This is a genomic window from Streptomyces sp. NPDC044921 (genome assembly GCF_056432865.1).
In genome coordinates, this window is record NZ_JBWKIF010000002.1 from 527,957 (window position 1) to 545,129 (window position 17,173).

Genomic DNA, 17,173 nt, shown 5'->3' on the forward strand with positions numbered 1-17,173 from the left:
CCGAGGGCCGCCGCGGTCTGCCCGGAACTGCACTGTGGGCACCGGTGCTCCCACCGGAAGTATCGCCGCCATGCATACACCTCGAAGAGTCGCCGCCCTCGGCATGGCCTCGGCCGCCATGGTCGCCGCCGCCGTCGCCACGGCGCCCAGCGCCGCCGCGGACAGCTACAACGGGTGCGCGTATCCCCGCGTGTGCTTCTATCCGACCGTCACCCAGTGGAACAACGGCGCGCCCACGGCCGCCTACCAGGACGTCACCAGCAGCTACCAGAACCTCGGCTCCAACAGCCGGGGAGCCGACTACGTCCACAACACGCGCAACGACGACCGGGTCTATCTCCGCTACACCTACAACCCGACGGGCCAGACCGGGTCCTTGTGCGTGAACCCGAACACGACCGCGATCTTCAACTCGAACTACACGGTGACCGGCATCATGATCCAGACCGCGTCCAGCTGTCCGTAGAGTCCGCGATCCGCGGACGGGCCGGGGCGGCGCAGTGGACTGGGCGCCGCCCCGGGCCGTATCTCACGGCAGGTCCCGGTCTGCGCGGCGGAGCCGGGCCCGGACGCTCCACCATGAGGGACGCTTCCCCACGACAAGACGCTCCACCACGACGGGACGCTCCACGGCGAAGCCCGTCCGTGACGTGGGGCGCACACCACGTGACACATCCGCGCCGCCACCGTTGGCCGAGCGTGCATCCCGCGGTACGGGGGACACGACGCGGTATGGCGAGAAGAACCGAGAACAGAGCGTTGACCGACACGAAGGGTGACAGAGGGGCACAGGAGGGGACGGCGCTCAAGCGTGCGCTGACGACCCCGCTGCTGTACTTCTTCATCCTGGGTGACGTGCTCGGCGCCGGCGTGTACGTGCTGGTGGGGCAGATCGCGGCCGACGCCGGGGGAGCGGTGTGGGTGCCGCTGGTGGTCGCGCTGCTCCTGGCGCTGCTGACCGCAGCCTCCTACGCGGAACTGGCGACGAAGTACCCCCGCGCGGGCGGGGCCTCCCACTACGCGACGCGCGCTTTCGGGCCGTTCGCCGGCTTCGTCGCCGGCTTCTGCATGCTGGCCGCCGGCGTCGTCTCCGTGGCCGCGCTCGCCCGCGGCTTCGGCGGCGACTACCTGTCCGCCTTCGTGACCCTGCCCGTGGGGCTCGTGGCCGTGCTGTTCCTGGCTCTGCTCGCCCTGGTCAACGCCCGAGGCATCAAGGAGTCGACCCGGGCCAATGTCGTCGCCACCGTCGTCGAGGTGGGCGGACTGGCCGTCATCGTGGTCCTCGGCGCGTGGCTGCTGCTGCGCGGTGACGGCGATGCCGGGCGCCTGACCCAGCTCGGCACGCCGGAGAAGGGGGCTGCGGCGGCCGTGCTGAGCGGCTCGGTGCTGGCGTACTACTCCTTCGTCGGGTTCGAGACCTCGGTGAACGTCGCCGAGGAGACCCGCGACCCGCGGCGCTCCTACCCGCGCGCCCTGTTCGGCGCCCTCGCCACCGCCGGGGCCGTGTACGTCCTGGTGGGCCTGGCCGCCTCCGCCGCCGTCCCGACCGCCCGGCTGGCCGGGTCGAGCGGGCCCCTGCTGGAGGTCGTGGAGGAGGCGGGCGGCGTGCCGACGAGGCTGTTCAGCGCCATCGCGCTCGTCGCCGTGGCCAACGGCGCGCTGCTCACCGGCATCATGTCCTCCCGCCTGGCCTACGGCATGGCGAGGGACGGGCTGCTGCCCGCCCCGCTGACCAAGGTGCTGCCGGGGCGGCGCACGCCGTGGGCGGCCATCGCCGTCACCACGCTGCTGGCCATGCTCCTCGCGCTGACCGGCAGCGTCGCCACCCTGGCGTCCACCCTGGTTCTCCTGCTGCTCGTCGTCTTCCTCATGGTCAACACCGCGGTGCTGGTGCTGCGCCGGGACCCGGGCGAGACCGACCACTTCCGGAGCCCCACCGTGCTGCCGGTGCTGGGCATCGCGTCCTGCGTCGCGCTCGCCACGCAGATCGAGGCGCAGGTGTGGCTGCGCGGCCTGGTGATCGTGGCCGTCGGCATGGTGCTGGGCGCTCTGGCCGCCGTGCGGCGGACCAGGCGGGCGGACCGGGACACGGGGGCTTCCGGCTGAAGGAGCGGCACCCGCGGATGCCGCAGGGGAGCACCCGGAGAGCCGCTGGCGCACCGTACCCGGGTCGGCGTCCCGGCGGCAGGAGTGCCGCTCCAGAACTCCGAGTCCGGGTAGGACCGCCCCTCGGGGGTACCCGGGCTGCCTCGATGGAGGGAGGCGCTCGTGGGCAAGAGCTCTCTTCCCGTGCCGGAGGCGACCGTCGCCGCCGCGCACGGTGCCTTCAACGTCGTGGGCGGGCTGTGGCCACTGGTGCACCTGCGCAGCTTCGAGTGGGTCTTCGGACCCAAGACCGACGACTGGCTGCAGATGACGACCGGCGGTCTGCTGGCGGGTGCCGGCCTCATGCAGCTGGCCGCCGCCGCGGAACCCGAGGGCCCGAAGCACGCCCGACGCATCGGCCTGGTCACCGCCGCCACACTGCTGGCCGTCGACCTGGTCTACGTCCCCAAGGGGCGCCTGCGTCCGACCTACCTCCTGGACGCCGCGATGGAAGCGGGGTGGATCGCGGCCTGGCTGCGCCGTGCTCCCGCCGGCGGCAGCCGGTGGACAGGGAGGCGCGGTCGATGAACGCAGTCGATGAACGCACGCAGGAGCACCTTTCCCCCGAGGATCGTCAAGGCACCCCCAGCACCCCTTCGGACCCCGGGGCCGAGACGCACGGAGTCGAGGCGCACGGAGTCGAGGCGCACGGGGCTGAGGCGCACGGGAACGGGTGGCCGGAATCGTGAGCACGCCTGACGTGTCCGGTGACGTGGCGACTACGGGACAGCCGGTGCCCCGGTCCCGGCCGGTCGCGCTGGTCGAGACCGGTTTCCGCGCACTGGCCCGGCTGCGCCGCGCCCCGGCCCTGCATCCCCAGGGACTGACCTGCACCGGCGAGCTGGAGGTCGTGGACGACGGGGCCGGGCCGTGGGACGTGCCGTGGCTGGACGAGCCGCGGCGGCTGACCGCCACCGTTCGCCTCTCGCGCGCGGCCGGTCTGCCCCGGAGGCTGCCCGACGGCCTCGGACTCGCGGTACGGGTGACGGACGCCGACGGCCCGGACCGCACGCTCGACCTGCTCATGACCAGCAGCGGCCGCGGCCGGGCCGGACGGCACCTGCCGCTACCCCGCGCCGACGCCCTGCGCGGCCCGTACTCCAGCCTCCTGCCGTACCGGGTGGCCGGCCGCTCCCGTCTCCTGGCTGCCTTCCCCCGCCGGACCCGGCAGGCGCCGGTGCCGGGCGACCCGGAGAGCATGGCCGCCGCGCTGGCCGCGGGTCCGCTCGTCTACGACCTGTGCGCCGAGTCCGACAAGCGGTCCCCCCGGGCCTGGCGGCGGTTCGCGGTGCTCACGGTGCGGGCCGTGCTGCCGGTTGGGCAGGAGGACACCCTCGACTTCGACATCTACCGGCACAGTGTGCGCGCCTTCGCCCCGGGCGGCGCCCTGGCCGCCACCCGCCGCGCCGCGTACCGCGGTTCCCGGTCGGGCCGGGGCGCCCGCCGCGAGGTGCCGTAGCCGCCCGCCGCTTCTCACCTCGCCCCCTGGCGAAGCCGGCCTTCAGGTCGGCGGTCTGGCAGCGGCCCGGCTCCGCCTTGCCGCCCCACCGACCGTGCTGCCCTCGCCGCGGGGACGAACCAGGAGGGTTGTTATGACAGTTGTCATGATGGATGCTGCCTCCTTGGGTTCGCCGCAGCCGAGCAGCAGGAGCCGGGAGGGTCCGAGGATGAGTGACAGTGTCGCGCGGGCGATGTGGGAGAGGTTCGAACCGGTCCACCAACTGGTCTACTTCGCCCCCGAGGTGCGCAAGGGTTTGGAGGATCTCGGCTTGCGCGGCTACTGGACGGGCTATTTCGCCCTGCGCGCTGCCCCCCTCGGCCCGGTTCCCGCTGCGGTCGCCACCGGCTGCTTCTACGTCTTCCACCCCGACCGGGCGGCGAGAGCGCTGCCGGAGGCCTGGGCTCTGGCCTCTCCGCGACAGGTGATCGAGGCGCGCGAGCGAGCCGTGGACGCCGCGATGACCAGCCTCTACGGAACGGACGCCATCGCCTCAGCCGAACTGGCCGAGGCCGCCGACCTCGCCTGGGAAGCAGCTTGCGCCGCTGACACGGCGGGACGGGTGCTGGGCGCGGCCAACCAGGCCCTGCCCCGCCCGGCCGAACCCCACGTCAGGCTCTGGCAGGCCGCGACCACGTTGCGAGAGCACCGCGGCGACGGCCATGTCGCGGTGCTGGTGGGCCGTCGTCTGGGCCCGGTCGAGGCACTGGTGCTCAAGAGCGCGACGGGGGAAACGGACGCCGCGTTGCAGCGGCGCATCCGTCAGTGGGACGTCGAGGAATGGGGTGCGGCGAAGACGGAGTTGCGCCGGCGCGGGTGGATCGACGAGGAGAGCCACCTCACCGAGGCAGGGGCCGCCGCTCACGACCTGGTCGAGGCGGACACGGACGCCGCGGCGGCCGCGCCGTGGCAGGCCCTGGGCACCGACGCCACCACCCGCCTCGCCCACCTGCTCGAACCGCTCGCACGGCGCGTCATGGACTCCGGAATCGTACCGACCGGCAACCCGGTAGGACTCACGAAGAGAACGTGGGGCTCCACGGGTTGATCTCCGGCGAACCCCGACCGCCGGGGAGGGCGCGAGACCTCGCGGCATAGGATCGGCAGGTGAACGACACCCACGTCCTGCGCGCGGGCGCGACACCCTCCGCTCCCGCCCTCGTTCTCCGCCCCTGGTGCGTGGAGGACGCTGCTGCCCTCGTCGATGTCTTCCGCGATTCCGCCCTGCGCCGCTGGACCAGTTCGGCCGTCGGCACCGAAGGCGACGCGGTGCGGTGGGTGAGGGACCAGGAGCGGGGCTGGGCGGCGGGGGTCCGGTTCGGGTTCGCGGTTCTCGAGGCGCGGCCCGACCGCGCCCGTGGGCAGTTGGTGGGTCATGCGGTCCTCAAGGACGTGGCACCCGGGAAGCCGTCGGCCCAGGTGGGTTACTGGACCGCGGCAAAGGCCCGCGGGCGGGGTGTCGCGCCGCGCGCGTTGGAGGCGCTCACCGCCTGGGCGTTCGGCGCTGCGGGGGCCGACGCGCTGGAGCGTCTGGAACTCCTGCACCAGGTGGACAACCCGGCCTCGTGCCGCGTGGCGCACAAGAGCCGGTACGGCCTCGGCACAGTCCTGCCCGCGGCGCCGCCCGCCTTCCCCCGCGAGGGCCATCTGCACGTACGGCACAGGGACACCTGACACCGAGTCGGCCGTCCGGGCACGCACCGCAGCTGACCACCTCACGCCATCGACGCGGCCGCGAGGGGCCCGCCGTGCCGACGTCAGGCTCCCAGGGCGAGGGTCCCCGCCCCCCGGCCGGGTACGTCCTCCCAGCCGCGGATCCTGGCCGCGAGCCGCTTCAGGCGCGCGTCCGAGGGGGGTACGTCGATCTGGAAGTGGGATTCGTTCGGGCGGCGGAAGTCACCGCCCCAGGCCACCACGCCCTCGCACTCCTCGAGGATGTCGCGGACCGTCGCCAACTGGTGGGGGAAGAGGTTGCCCTTGACCCCGTCCGGGTACCAGCCCGGGCGGATCGCGACCGCGGTCCCCGAGGCGTGGTTGGTCGCGTGCCCCTTCAGCGTGCCCCCGGCCGGCCGGAAGCCGACCACCTCACCGTCGGCGAGCGTGTCGACCTCGTAGTGGTAGCGGCGGATGACGTGGACGAGCACGCTGGTCACCTCGCCGATGCGCAGGGCCACGGAGACCGGACTCCCCGGCACCTGACGGGTCCAGATGACTCCCGGGGCGTCGGCCTTCGCTTCCAGCGGCCAGCCGTTGGCGCTGGTGGGTCGCGCGGACGCACCGCCGGCGGCCGCCGGCGTGGAGGCGGCGCCGGACGGGGACGCGGACGCGGGGGAGGGGACCGCGAGCGCGGCCAGGCCGGCCGTCGCGGTCAGTCCGAGGCCGGTGCGCAGTACGCGGCGGCGCGGTGGGTGGGCAGAAGACATGGTCAAGGCCGTCCTGTCTGGGAGTGTGCTGCCGTGAGTGGGTGTCGATCGGTGCGTCACAGGCCGCGCAGGGGCGCGTTGTACTTCTCGAACACCCGATGCAGGCCGAGCATCGCGTGACCGTAGTTCTGGGCCCGCTCGTCGGTGCCGTTGTAGCGGGCCAGTGTGAGGCGGGTGTGCTCCTCGCCGGTCGACATGGACGGCTGGGGAACACCGACGTCGGCGGCCCCCTCGATCAGGACCGTGGGCAACGTGCTGATGTTGTAGTCGTGGTCGTTGTGCAGTCGCTGCCAGACGTTCCACAGGTCGTTCTCGTTGGCGGGGTCCATGATGGTGCCGCCGATCAGGCCGGCCCGGATGCAGTGGTTGCGGCCGCGGATGGCGGTGGCGGCGAAGATCTGTCCGAGGCCGGTGCTGGCGTCGTTCTTGGTGCTCAGTCCCGTTCCGTCGTAGTGGTCGATGACCGCCTCGTCGCCCACGACGTCCAGGGAGTTGTACATCCGTATCTCCCACAGCAGCGGGCTCTGGATGATGGCCTTGCGCATCCGGAAGGTGCGGGCGAGCCGGGTGACCAGCCCGTCGAAGCTCATCAGGATGTCGAACGACTTCGTGGTCGACCGGTAGGTGAGGGCCTGGGCGCCCTGGTTCCCGCCCTCCTCCGGCACGCCCATGTGGTTGAGGAGATACGACTGGACGTCCGCGAGCAGGGCGTTCCGTCTGGACATGTCCATACTGACGTCCAGGTCCGCGGTGATCTGCTCGGGGTTGTAGGTGTTCTGGCCGAGGTCGCGGCCGGACACGATGTTGTTGTCGATCTCGATCAGGCCGCTGCCCGAGCCCACCGAGATCGTGGAGATCTGGTCGAAGGCCCAGTCGTTGGGCAGCGGATAGCCGAGGTTCCCGGAGAATCCCGTCGACATGTCGCAGACGAAGCTGGCCGAGGTGTATCCCGCGGCGGCGACGCGGCTGCACACGTTCCGCGGTCCGTAGATGCCCGTCAGGTACCCCTGGCCGTGCTCGTTCATGACGTCCCGGATCGCACGGAAGTGCGGCAGGATGTTGTCGGTGACCTCGTGGTCGAGCGCGTCGAAGTCGACGGCGAAGTAGATGCGGGTGCCCGGCTTGAAACCGTAGTGCTTGGCCCGCTCGATGGCGGCGAAGGCGTCGGCGATCCCCTGCTCGCGGCGGAAGTAGGCCGCCTCCCCGCCCCACGTCTGGTAGATCGGGAAACAGCTCAGACCGTGCGCGGCCATCCGCCCCAGCTCGCCGGACTTGATCTTCTTGTCGAGCGAGGTGTTGGGGACGTTCGAGAGGTAGCGGCCCACGATGCGGTATCCCGCGTCCCTGAGCGAGACCGCTCGCTCGTAGGTGACCTCGGTGACGCAGTCGGCCGCGGTGCCCTTGCGGGTGGCGTCGCCGGTGGACACCAGTAGCGAGGCCCAGGTCTGGAAGTCGCCGCGGCCGGTCACCGGGAGCTTCGCGAAGTTCTGGAAGCTGCGTACGCGCGTCGCCAGGTCGGCGTCGAACTGGCTGGAGAAGAACACCCCGCCGCGCTTGTTGAAGATCATCGCGGCGGTGAACAGACTCACCCACGTCCCCGACGAGCCCTCCGACAGGACGTTGTTCCTGATGCCCTGCTGGGTTCCGGGGCCGAAGACGCCGTTCGCGACATCGTCGCTCATGCCGATCTCGTACTGGATCGCGAACATCAGTGCCTTCTGCACGTCCCGTGAGAAGTGACCGTCGCACGGCACGACGAAGAAGTTCCGACGGCCGACGTAGCGGCCGTTCATCCACTGCTGTACCGCCCGGGTGAGCGCGCTGCCGCCCTCGATGACGACATAGGCGTCCATGGTCAGCAACGCCTTGAACACCTTCGGCGTCACACCGTCGGCGAGGGCGCCGTCGACGCCCATGTTCTGCGTCAGCTCGCGCACCGACGCGGCGACGGAGGAGTTGTAGGTGCCGTCGATGCCGCCGCCGTCGTAGCCCTTGCAGTACAGCGCCGACTGCACGATCTTGAGGATCTTCTCGTGCCGGGTGCCCGCGTCGACGACAGGGTGGCGGGACTGGAGAGTGGAGAGCGTCGTCGGCCCGAAGTTGTCGGAGAGCGCGGTGATGCCCAGCTCGTGCTGGAGTGCCCGGGTCAGCGCGAACATGACGGGCCAACCGGTGCGGCCGTTCTCCTCGACCTTCGGGATCCCGGCGACGTTGTAGGAGTTGATGAACTTCTGTGCCTCGATGACCATTTGATTGGCCATGCTCGGTCCTTTCACACACGCCGGGGCGGATGCTCCGCCGGCGCGGACGTTGGCCGCCGGACGGCGGTGCAGACGGCGGGACGGGTGATGGCCCGGTCGCGGGCCCCGTGGCAGGGCAGACGTCGGCCCGGGCCGGTGCGCGCACCGGCCCGGGAGGGGCTGCTGTCCACGTCAGCCCTGAAGCGGTACGGGACGGCGAGCGCGGGCCGTCCCGTACGACGCCGCGTCAGCAGTCCCCGACGCCGTCGATCCAGTTGGTGGCGTTGTCGATGTAGTAGCTGGCCATGTAGCCGCGGTGGCCGCTCGCGGTGCGCACCCAGACCCAGTACGGGTTGCCGCCCACGGTCTGTGCGCCCTCCTCCTGGCAGTACACCCACACCTGGGCCGGGTTGCTCACCGTCGTCTGCACGGACGGGCAGTTGGCGACCGACGGGTAGAGGTAGCACTGCTCCCCGCCACCGGCGCGGACGTTGACGCCCGAGGCCCAGACACCGTAGTAGCCCTCGCCGTGTCCGGTCGCGTGGGCGGAGCCCGCCGTACCGAAGACGAGACCGGCGGCGGCGACGACCGTGGATGCCACGGCCGCCGTGGCGGCCTTCACGGACGTGATCATGACTGTTTCCCCCTTGGGATGGCCGAATGGTCGGAGCGGGCCCGGCCGCGGAACCGGGCGGCGGTTTCCGGGAGGTGGCGTGTGCGCGGCGCGCGCTGACTCCGACGACCGGGGTCGTCCGAGCGCCGGTCCGGTGTCAGTTGCAGCGGATCAGGGGGTCGGTCTCAGAGCTGACGGACGTGTCCTTCATCCATCCCCAGACCCCGTTGTCGGCCTTCGTCAACAGCCAGCGGTTCGGGTGGGGGCCGCCCACGTAGCCGCCGTTGTCGAGCCGGCAGCTGAACCAGCTGTAGGTGGTGTACATGTATCCGACGACCTTGCCGGTGCCGTCGAACTTGTCGTAGACCTTCGCGGCGTAGACGTTGTAGCAGTAGTAGGCGTTCGTCTCGAGCGTGCACTGGTGCTGGGCGGTCGCGGAGGCCGTGGGCGTGGTCAGCCCCAACGTCCCCAGCGCGGCTGCGATGGTCAGTGCGACGGTGCGCAGGCGCAGGTGAAGTCGCATGAAGTCCCCCTCTTCTTGCTGCTGTCGTCCCTGGTGGAGTGTCCGTCCCGCGGGACCGGTCCGTTCGTGTGGAGGGAACGCTAGGAGAGCGCGGTCAGGAGCGGTCCTGACAGATGTCAGGAACCGCAGGCAGTGCCCGGGACAATCCTGAAGCCTCGTCGTCCAAGTGCCGCGTGACGTGCCCCTGCCCGGGGTCTCGTCCCCGGGAGGACCAGACCCCGGGCAGGGGCTGCCGTGCGTCAGGGTCTCCGGATCAGACCCGGGTGAGCCGGACCGCCTCCGTCTCGCTGGCCATGACCGGCTGGTCGTAGTCGGGGTCTGTCGCCGTCGCACGGCCTTCGACCTCCACGGTCCCCCTCTGGAAGGGGACCGAGCCGGTGGGTACGGCCGTACCGGTCCAGGAGACCGGGGCGCCCGGCGTGCAGTCCACCGACGTGGAGAAGGTCCCGCGGATGAGGTCCCGCTTCTTGACCTGGGTGACGTTACCCGCCACGGTCACCTGCACCGGCTTGTTGCAGCTCACCGTGCCGTGGACGGTGGCCTTGCCGTTGAGGGAGCTCGCGGTGCCGTCCAGCGCGATGCCGAGGCCCAGGCCGAGTTCGGTCGGCGGGGCGGGGTTGGTGATGTGCACCTCGCCGCGCGCCGCGGCGGTGCCTCCCTCGCAGTGCTGCACGAAGCTGGCGTCGAGCTTCTGCACGTAGCCCTGGGGGCCGAACTCCACCGCCGAGATGGTGAAGGTACCGGTGAGCCGGTTGCAGCCGCGCCCGTTGCCGCTGAGGGACAGCCCGGGCTCGGTCCCTTCGTTGAACGGGTAGCGGGTGGCTCCCGTGTAGGTGCCGGGTGCCAGGGCCTTGCCGGACGGTGCCGCGAGGTTGAGGGTCCACCAGTCGCCGTTGGCTCCGTCGACGGAGACGGTGACCACTCCGTTGCCGGTGTTGCCGGAGACGTTCAGGCGGTCCTGGTCGCCGGTGGCGTAGGCGTAGGACTGGCCGCCGCTGATGTAGTCGTCCGCGTCGCCGCTGAAGCTGAGGGAGCCTTCGGCGACCGGCAAGGCGTGCGCTTCCGTGCCGGGGAGCAGGCCGGTGGCGCCGGTGGCCAGGGCCAGCGCCAGGGCGAGGGTGGTGGTGGCACGGGCCAGGATGCGTCTGGGCAGGCTGATGTTCATGGATATCCCCCCTGCTGAGGTACGTGAGTTCCGTTCGCCGACCTGATCAACCACGCGCGCGTTCGCACACCGGTCCGTCTGCGTCGCCGTCGGCGAGGTGAGTCTGTCAACCACAGGTGGGGGAGACAACCGTGTTTCAAGTGCGCTGAGTTGATGTTTCGGCCAACACCTGGTGCGGGGTCGTGTGCCGCCCCGCACCGGCCTGACCTGCGCGGCCCAGGGCGCCGCCGTGGCCGTGCCGCCGGTGACATGCCGAGCCCACCACACTTCCGATACCCCTCGGCGCGGCCGTCCCGTGATGCTCTCCGTACCGGGTCAGTCCCGGTGCCAGATGCCGAATGGCAGGGTGTTGCCGTACTTGAGAAGCGTGCTGTCGGGACTGGTGAGGTGCGTGTAGGTCTGGTCGACGAACTCCCGCAGACCCGGGCGCGCTGTCGTACGGAAGGCCCAGAGGAAGTCGATCACGTGGTCGGGCCGGCGTTCCAAGGACTCGTACTCGTCCAGCGGGACGAAGAAGCGCTGCTTGAAGACCTCGCCGGTGCGCGGGTCGTCGAGTTCGTTGATCCAGAGGTTGCCCTGGAAGAGCAGCTTGGCGTCGATGTACTCGATGAGGGCCAGGATGTTCTGACCGTTCACCGGCTTTCCGTTGCGGGCGAGCACCGAATGGTAGAAGTACGGGAACAGGTGCGGGATGTCCCGCTGCTTCGTGGGATCACGATCCCCCTCGGCCCAGTAGGGGGACGACCCCTGCGTGGAGGATGGTCTTCCCGCCGCGGCGGGACGAGGGGGAGCAGGGGCGGGGGAGGAGGGGCGCGGCGCGGCCGGGGTGTCGGCCTTCGGCCGGCCGTAGAGCTTCACGTACAGATCGGTTCCGGTGTCTTTGGACTTGCGGGAGGCCATGAACTCGGTCGCTCCTCACGGGCGCACGGACGGATGAGGAGAGTATGAAGCCGATTGCGCGGTTATGGACCGGACTTGACGAGTTCCGCCCCCCGACCGTGTCCCGCGTGGCACACTCGGACCCGTCGATCAGCGCTTGGGGGACGCGTGAACGAGACCGACGAACTGCGGGACCTGGCCCGGGAACTGCTGTGGTCGCTGCCGCGACTCGTGGGTGAGGACGCCCTGCGCATCGACCGCGAGATACGACAGGCACTGACCGCGAAGGGGGACGAGGCGCTGCGCCGCGTTCTCGCCTCGGATGCCCGCCTGGTGGCCTGGATGAATGAGAGGACGGACGGACCGGGCGAGTACAGGTCCCTGCCCGGCTATCAGGCGCAGCCCCATCCGCTGCCCGGCGTGGTTTCCGGTGCCGTCGTGTTCACCTGCCAGACGCACGGTTGCGCGGCGCCCGACAGCTTCGTGCGCAGGAACATGGGACAGCCGGTTCCCTACTGCGCGTCCTGCAATCGCCAGCTCAGCAGGGCTCCCTCGTGACGGTCTTCTGGAATGCCGCGGCCGGCAAGCTCGCCGAGCGCTGGATCGCCACCGGTTTCGCCGCGTCGGTGTACTGGCTGGCCCTGTCCGTCCTCTGGGTACTCGGTGCCGGGCGGCCCCGCGACGAGGCCGCCCGCAAGCTCCGTGACGTCGGCGGGCTGGACGCCGGGGAGCAGGTGGGGATGCTGCTGATCGGGCTGGTGGTACTGGCCGGTTCCAGCCTGCTCATGCGCCGGTTGACGCTGCCCACCCTCCTCCTGCTCGAAGGCTACTGGCCCCGCTGGGCGGATCCGCTGAACCGTCGGCTGCGCGAGCGGCATGTTCGTCGCGCCGCCGCGTACGCACGAGAAGCGGATCCGCTGCTGCGGCGGCACCTGATGCTCCCCCCGGCCCAGGGCGGCGGCCCACCCCTGGACCGTGACGAACTGGACCGGCTCGGTCGGCTGGAGGAGAAGCTGCGCTGGATGCCGCCGGCGGACCGTATGCTCGCCACATCCTTGGGGAACGCGCTGCGTGCCGCGGAGACCGGGCCCCTCGACAAGTACGGCCTCAACGCCACGGCCCTGTGGCCGCATGTGTGGGCGATCCTGCCGGACGCGATGCGTCAGGACCTCGCGGCGGCTCGAGGCCGTGTGGACAGCGCGGTGGCGGCGGGGATGTGGGGCCTTCTCCTGCTGCCGGCCGTGTTCCGCACGCCGTGGGCACTGCTCGCGCTCCCTTTCGTGTATGTGATGTGGGGCGGCGTGCTGCCCGGCGCGTGCCGGGAGTTCGGCTCCCTGATGGGGGCGGCGTTCGACCTCCACCGGTGGGACCTGTACCGGGCGCTGCGGCACCCGCTCCCGCCCGACGCCTCCGCCGAGGTCGCCGCGGGAGCACGCCTGACGGCGGCGGTGGTCAGGGGATCCGACGACCCGGCGCTGCTGTATGTTCCCGAATCCGACCCCTCCCTCACGGGCCGTAGTGCATGAACGGAGCCCACGCGTGCGGCTCCGGACGCATCCGGCGTGCCTCCAGCACGGCCTGGTGCAACGCGAACGCCGGTTCCACGCCGGCGGCGGGCGCCGCCGCGACACGACGATGGAACCCGGTCGCCACGTCGGCCGCCACCCGGTCGCGCACGCTCCACTGGGCGGCGACGACATGGCGGAAGCCCGCCCCCAGGAGCATCCCGGCCACATGGACCTGGTCGTCGGCGAGTGTGAGCTGACCGGTGGCCGTGCTGCACGCGGAGAGAAACGCCAGTTCCGCGCGGTCCAGGCGCAGGGCGCGCAAGGTGTCCGCACCGATTCCTCCGCGCAGCGCGTGATCGTGGGGTACGAGGTGGGCGCTCCCGGCCACTTGGACGTTCTGCGAGCCGTGCCCGGCGAAGTGGAGCCAGGAATGCCGTGGCAACTCCGTCAGGATGCGGTCCTTGGTGGCCTCGGGCCCGACCAACTCGGTGCGCCCTGGGAACAGCTGACGCAGAGCGTCCACCTCCCTCATGGCCTGCGGAAGGTCGGGTACGTCCGGGGCTCGCGGAGCCACCACGAGAGGGTCGCCGTGCGGCGGTCCGAGGACGGCTGATCCCCCCTGGGCCGCGTCGCGCAGGGCGCGGAGGGTGGGGGTGTAGGACGAGACGACGCGGTCCACCGCGCACTCTCCGCCCGTTCCGCCGTACGGGGAGGCGTGCTCACCGGCGGCGTGCAGTGGGAGGAAGGACAGCATGCCGGTCGGGCACCACCAGATCCGCGGCAGTCCGTGAGACCCGGTGTGGCCCAGCGCGTCGAGAACGGGCCGGACCGTGCTGTGCCACAGCCACCGCAGCGCGCCGTTCACGGCGACCTGCGTGCCCTTGTAGCGCTCCTCGGGCGGGCACAGGGGATCGCTTCCTCTCTGTACGCCCCACAGGAAGGCGCCCGTCTGCCGGTTGACGGCGTCGTGCGTGACCTCGGGCAGGGGCACGACGGTGACCTGCCCGTCGCGAACCAGCAGGGCGTCGCACCGGTAGCGGCTGACGTTGAGCATCGCGACCGTACGTCCCGCAGTGCCCAGCTGCTCGGCAGGTGACCGCGTGCTGGGCATGAGAAGCCCTCGTCCGCGTTCGAGCAGGGTGACTGCCTCCACCGGGTCACCGGTGGCCAGTGCGCAGGCGGCGGCCTGTGAGGCGAGTCCGAAGAAGGAGGCGACTCTGTGTTCGCGCACCTCGGCTCCCCCCTGCGCGAGTTGGGCGGCCAGCAGGTCGATCGCCTCGGTGAAGGCGTCACGGGCCGGCCGCCACTGTCCCGCGTCGGCGTGCAGTCGGCCGAGGGTGACGGCAGCGGATACCCGCTCCGCCTGCGTGATCCCGCCGCCCGCGGTGATGTGGGAGCGAAGCAGCCGCACGGCTTCGTCCGTGGGCGCCCCGGCGCGCAAGGCGACGCAGCGGGCGAGCGTCGCGATCACCGTGGCGTGGTGGCGCTGTCCGCTTGGTGCGGCACGCGACGCGGCGCGCAGCAGCGGTTCCGCCTCGGTGAGCAGGTCCGGGTCCGGCTCGATGTCGAACAGGTCGACCAGCGCCGCTCCCAGGTTGAACGTCGCGAGCTGGACCGGGCTGGTGCCGCGCTCCCCCGTGCGCACCATCTCCCGGTAGATGTCCGCCGCATGGCGGAGGGCCGCAGGATCGCCTTCGCTACGCCGACGCGCCACCGCGGCCGCGTTGTTCAACGCCGTCAACCGGTCGGGGCCAGGCGCACACGCGTCGACGGCCAGCTGGGCCACCTGCTCGGCCTCGTCGAACGCGCCGCCGCGCGCCCCCACATCCGCCACCACCGTCGCCCGCAGCATCAAAGCATGGGCGAGGTGCAGCAACGCCAGAGCACGGGAACGGCTGCCGGGAGGACACAGCTCCTCGGCGCGTTGGAACTGTCCCACGGCGTCGTCCAGTTCCCGTGGATCTCCGTGCACCTCGTAGCACCGGGTCAGGATGCGGGCGAGGGTGTCGAGCATCGGCGCGTTGGCCGTGTCCCCGGACCGCAGAGCCGCCACGGACGCCAGCGCGTGGTGCTTCGCCCTGCGCAGCACGTCCTCGTCTCCGGTGAGGAGATGGTGCTCGAACTGCGCGTCGGCGAGGTCGCTGACGTGCACGGCCCTCATGGAGTGGCCCGGTGGCAGCGATTCGGCGGCGATGGTCAACGCTTCCTCCGCGGCCGCGAGAGCGTCGAGGTCGCCGGTGCGCTGACCCATGAGGAACAGCAGCCGGCCGTGTCGCGCGTGCGCGAGGTGAAGTTCTCCGTCGTCGGGCAGGCCCGCTATGGCCGCCTCAGCCGACGTCAGGGCTTCCCGAAGCACCGAGAGATCATGGGTACGCACGTACTGGTCACCCAGGACGCCGGCGGCGGTCGCGTGGACGAACGGCGCGGAGGGGTTGTCCGGGTGCGCGCGTCGAACGGCCTCCCGGGCCAGTTCCGCAGCCCGGTCCATCAATTCCGCGGCGGGATCGACACGGGAGCGGGTACACAGTATGTCCGCCTGCTGAGCGACCAACCGCGGATAGTGGGCGTGAGCCGGGCTGATGACGTGCAGTGCTCGGTCGCCCGCTTCGGCGGCCTCACGCAACTTGCCCGTGTCGCCGGTGGCCTCGAAATGGTCGAGCAGAGTCACGCACAGATTGTGAGCGGGCAGATGGGCGAGGACGTCACGTGGTGGCACGGCGTCGACGGCGGCCCGCAGGCAGTCCGCAGCCTGCTCCAGGCGCCGGATCTGCTGCGGATCGAACGGGAAGCTACGGCGCAGGACCCTGCCGAGGAGGTCGAGGAGGGAGTGCAGACGACCGTGCTCGGCGGCCGTCTCACGGAAGACCTGCAGTACGTCGATCCACCGGTCGAGGGGCAGCCGGATCCGTCGCCGTCCCGGGGTCCTCAAGGGCGCTCTCCGCATCGGTCAGCAGGCGCTGCAGTCGCCCGGCGGGGGACCCCTCGGGTGCGAAGGCGGCGTGCAGTTCCGCCCCCACGTGGGCCGGCAGTTCCTCGGGCAGCACGCTCACGATCTTGGCGAACAGCTTGAACGCCAACTGGGCATCCGGCCCGAAGAGGTCACCCGATACCGACGCGCGGTACTGATAGAGCCAGGCGACCGCTGCCACTGACTCCGGGGTGGGTGTTTCCACCGCACGCGCCGCGTCCTGCTCGGCCGCCGGGCCGGCGACGGCCGATGCGTTTCCGGCCCGGAACCCGTCCAGCCGTGCTCGCACGGCGTCGAGGGCGGTGCCCTGCACGTCAGTCATGTCGCTCCCGGAAGCCGAACGGCAACGTGTCGACGTGGTGCCACAGTTCGCTTGAAGAAGTCGGGGAAGAGCCGCGTGGTGCACGTCCACTCCCGGTGGCCGGCCGACGCGGCGCGTCTGAAGCCTCGTTCTCCGCTGTCGGTCCGACCACGCCGCGTCCCCCTCCAGGCGTCCTGTCTCGCCCACTATGGCGGACAGTCGTGCCGCACGGGGGAGATGGGCAGATTCCTCGCCCGAACCGGCGGGAGACGGACTTCGCGAGAACGATGATGACCGTTACGTCACCGACGAGGTGCGGGCCCGCATCTCGTCGGCCGAGTGGTTCTACTGCCGTGACCGGGCTAGGACACCTGATTTCCGCAACCGGCTGGGCCGTCGCCCGGGAACGGCTCATTCGACATGCTGGACGTTTCCCGTTCTTCAACGACTCATTGGTCTCCTGGCAATCCCCCCGGGGTGACCGACGGTTGCCTTTGCTGCGAGGAACGGGACGGAATGCTGCGATGTACGCAGTCACTGTCCCTCAGTGCCTCTTTCATGAGCCGTCGTCGACGGAGTTCCGCTGCGTCGACGTGATGAAGCCGTCGTTGGGGATCGGATAGGAATACAGAACCAACAGAGCACAGTGATGCACTCACGATGAACGTCCATGCTACTGCGTTCCCCATTTTTTCTCCCGAAGTAAGGTATTCGCGATACGGCGCCGTGCATTGCGCAGTCAGCACAACTGGGCAGCACAAACGACGTCACGGTCAGTCAGAACTCTTACGTCCGGTGTACTAGTGCGAGGGTTAAGACGTCGTCTCATTTGGTGAGTCTGCGGTAGCAGATGAGGCTGCAGGCGATGGCCGTGAAGGCCAGGAAGTGCTCGGCCTTGCGTTCGTAGCGG

Annotated in this window: 16 protein-coding genes; 8 read left to right on the forward strand and 8 right to left on the reverse strand. The window is 70.8% G+C overall.

Features of this window, described 5'->3' with window-relative positions; genetic code table 11:
- Positions 1-70 precede the first annotated feature (70 nt).
- The 6 genes from AC07DA_RS05035 to AC07DA_RS05060 all read left to right on the forward strand — a co-directional run bounded on the left by AC07DA_RS05035 (position 71) and on the right by AC07DA_RS05060 (position 5,317).
- On the forward strand, positions 71-466 hold the full coding sequence (locus AC07DA_RS05035) for a hypothetical protein (RefSeq protein WP_479124661.1): 396 nt from the start codon (positions 71-73) through the stop codon (positions 464-466).
- A gap of 266 nt (positions 467-732) precedes the next feature.
- On the forward strand, positions 733-2,106 hold the full coding sequence (locus AC07DA_RS05040) for an APC family permease (protein ID WP_479124662.1): 1,374 nt from the start codon (positions 733-735) through the stop codon (positions 2,104-2,106).
- A 162-nt stretch (positions 2,107-2,268) separates the two neighbouring features.
- A complete protein-coding gene (locus tag AC07DA_RS05045) occupies positions 2,269-2,673 on the forward strand; it encodes a hypothetical protein (protein WP_479124663.1) in 405 nt (134 codons plus the stop codon).
- 157 nt (positions 2,674-2,830) lie between these two features.
- Positions 2,831-3,604: a phosphodiesterase gene (locus tag AC07DA_RS05050; RefSeq protein ID WP_479124665.1), complete on the forward strand. Its 774-nt coding sequence runs from the start codon at positions 2,831-2,833 to the stop codon at positions 3,602-3,604.
- Between the two features lie 208 nt (positions 3,605-3,812).
- Positions 3,813-4,691 carry an SCO6745 family protein gene (locus tag AC07DA_RS05055; RefSeq protein WP_479124666.1) on the forward strand — a complete coding sequence of 293 codons (879 nt, stop codon included), beginning with the start codon at positions 3,813-3,815 and terminating at the stop codon, positions 4,689-4,691.
- A 59-nt stretch (positions 4,692-4,750) separates the two neighbouring features.
- Positions 4,751-5,317 carry a GNAT family N-acetyltransferase gene (locus AC07DA_RS05060; RefSeq protein ID WP_479124668.1) on the forward strand — a complete coding sequence of 189 codons (567 nt, stop codon included), beginning with the start codon at positions 4,751-4,753 and terminating at the stop codon, positions 5,315-5,317.
- An 83-nt stretch (positions 5,318-5,400) separates the two neighbouring features.
- Here AC07DA_RS05060 and AC07DA_RS05065 read toward each other — a convergent pair whose 3' ends face one another.
- The 6 genes from AC07DA_RS05065 to AC07DA_RS05090 all read right to left on the reverse strand — a co-directional run bounded on the left by AC07DA_RS05065 (position 5,401) and on the right by AC07DA_RS05090 (position 11,507).
- A complete protein-coding gene (locus AC07DA_RS05065; protein WP_479124670.1) occupies positions 5,401-6,066 on the reverse strand; it encodes a M15 family metallopeptidase domain-containing protein in 666 nt (221 codons plus the stop codon).
- A gap of 56 nt (positions 6,067-6,122) precedes the next feature.
- Positions 6,123-8,327 carry a glycoside hydrolase domain-containing protein gene (locus AC07DA_RS05070; protein ID WP_479124672.1) on the reverse strand — a complete coding sequence of 735 codons (2,205 nt, stop codon included), beginning with the start codon at positions 8,325-8,327 and terminating at the stop codon, positions 6,123-6,125.
- 226 nt (positions 8,328-8,553) lie between these two features.
- Complete coding sequence (locus AC07DA_RS05075) at positions 8,554-8,940, reverse strand: hypothetical protein (RefSeq protein ID WP_479124674.1); 387 nt, start codon at positions 8,938-8,940, stop codon at positions 8,554-8,556.
- 136 nt (positions 8,941-9,076) lie between these two features.
- Positions 9,077-9,442, reverse strand: a complete 366-nt coding sequence (locus tag AC07DA_RS05080; RefSeq protein WP_479124675.1) for a hypothetical protein — start codon at positions 9,440-9,442, stop codon at positions 9,077-9,079.
- A gap of 253 nt (positions 9,443-9,695) precedes the next feature.
- Positions 9,696-10,607, reverse strand: coding sequence for a hypothetical protein (locus AC07DA_RS05085; protein ID WP_479124677.1), 912 nt, complete (start codon positions 10,605-10,607; stop codon positions 9,696-9,698).
- 315 nt (positions 10,608-10,922) lie between these two features.
- Positions 10,923-11,507 (reverse strand): hypothetical protein, encoded by a 585-nt coding sequence (locus AC07DA_RS05090; RefSeq protein ID WP_479124679.1) that lies wholly within the window; start codon positions 11,505-11,507, stop codon positions 10,923-10,925.
- A gap of 147 nt (positions 11,508-11,654) precedes the next feature.
- Here AC07DA_RS05090 and AC07DA_RS05095 point away from each other — a divergent pair, with 147 nt between their 5' ends.
- The gene (locus AC07DA_RS05095; RefSeq protein ID WP_479124681.1) at positions 11,655-12,044 is read left to right on the forward strand and encodes a hypothetical protein; all 390 of its coding nucleotides are present in this window, start codon (positions 11,655-11,657) and stop codon (positions 12,042-12,044) included.
- Positions 12,041-13,012 carry a hypothetical protein gene (locus AC07DA_RS05100; RefSeq protein WP_479124682.1) on the forward strand — a complete coding sequence of 324 codons (972 nt, stop codon included), beginning with the start codon at positions 12,041-12,043 and terminating at the stop codon, positions 13,010-13,012. The genes AC07DA_RS05095 and AC07DA_RS05100 overlap by 4 nt, the downstream gene beginning before the upstream one ends.
- Here AC07DA_RS05100 and AC07DA_RS05105 read toward each other — a convergent pair.
- Together AC07DA_RS05105 and AC07DA_RS05110 are read right to left on the reverse strand one after the other, a co-directional pair.
- Positions 12,993-15,923, reverse strand: a complete 2,931-nt coding sequence (locus AC07DA_RS05105; protein ID WP_479124684.1) for a CHAT domain-containing protein — start codon at positions 15,921-15,923, stop codon at positions 12,993-12,995. The two genes, AC07DA_RS05100 and AC07DA_RS05105, sit on opposite strands and share 20 nt — an antisense overlap.
- On the reverse strand, positions 15,850-16,284 hold the full coding sequence (locus AC07DA_RS05110) for a hypothetical protein (RefSeq protein WP_479124686.1): 435 nt from the start codon (positions 16,282-16,284) through the stop codon (positions 15,850-15,852). Before AC07DA_RS05110 ends, AC07DA_RS05105 begins: the two co-directional genes overlap by 74 nt.
- Positions 16,285-17,173 lie beyond the last annotated feature (889 nt).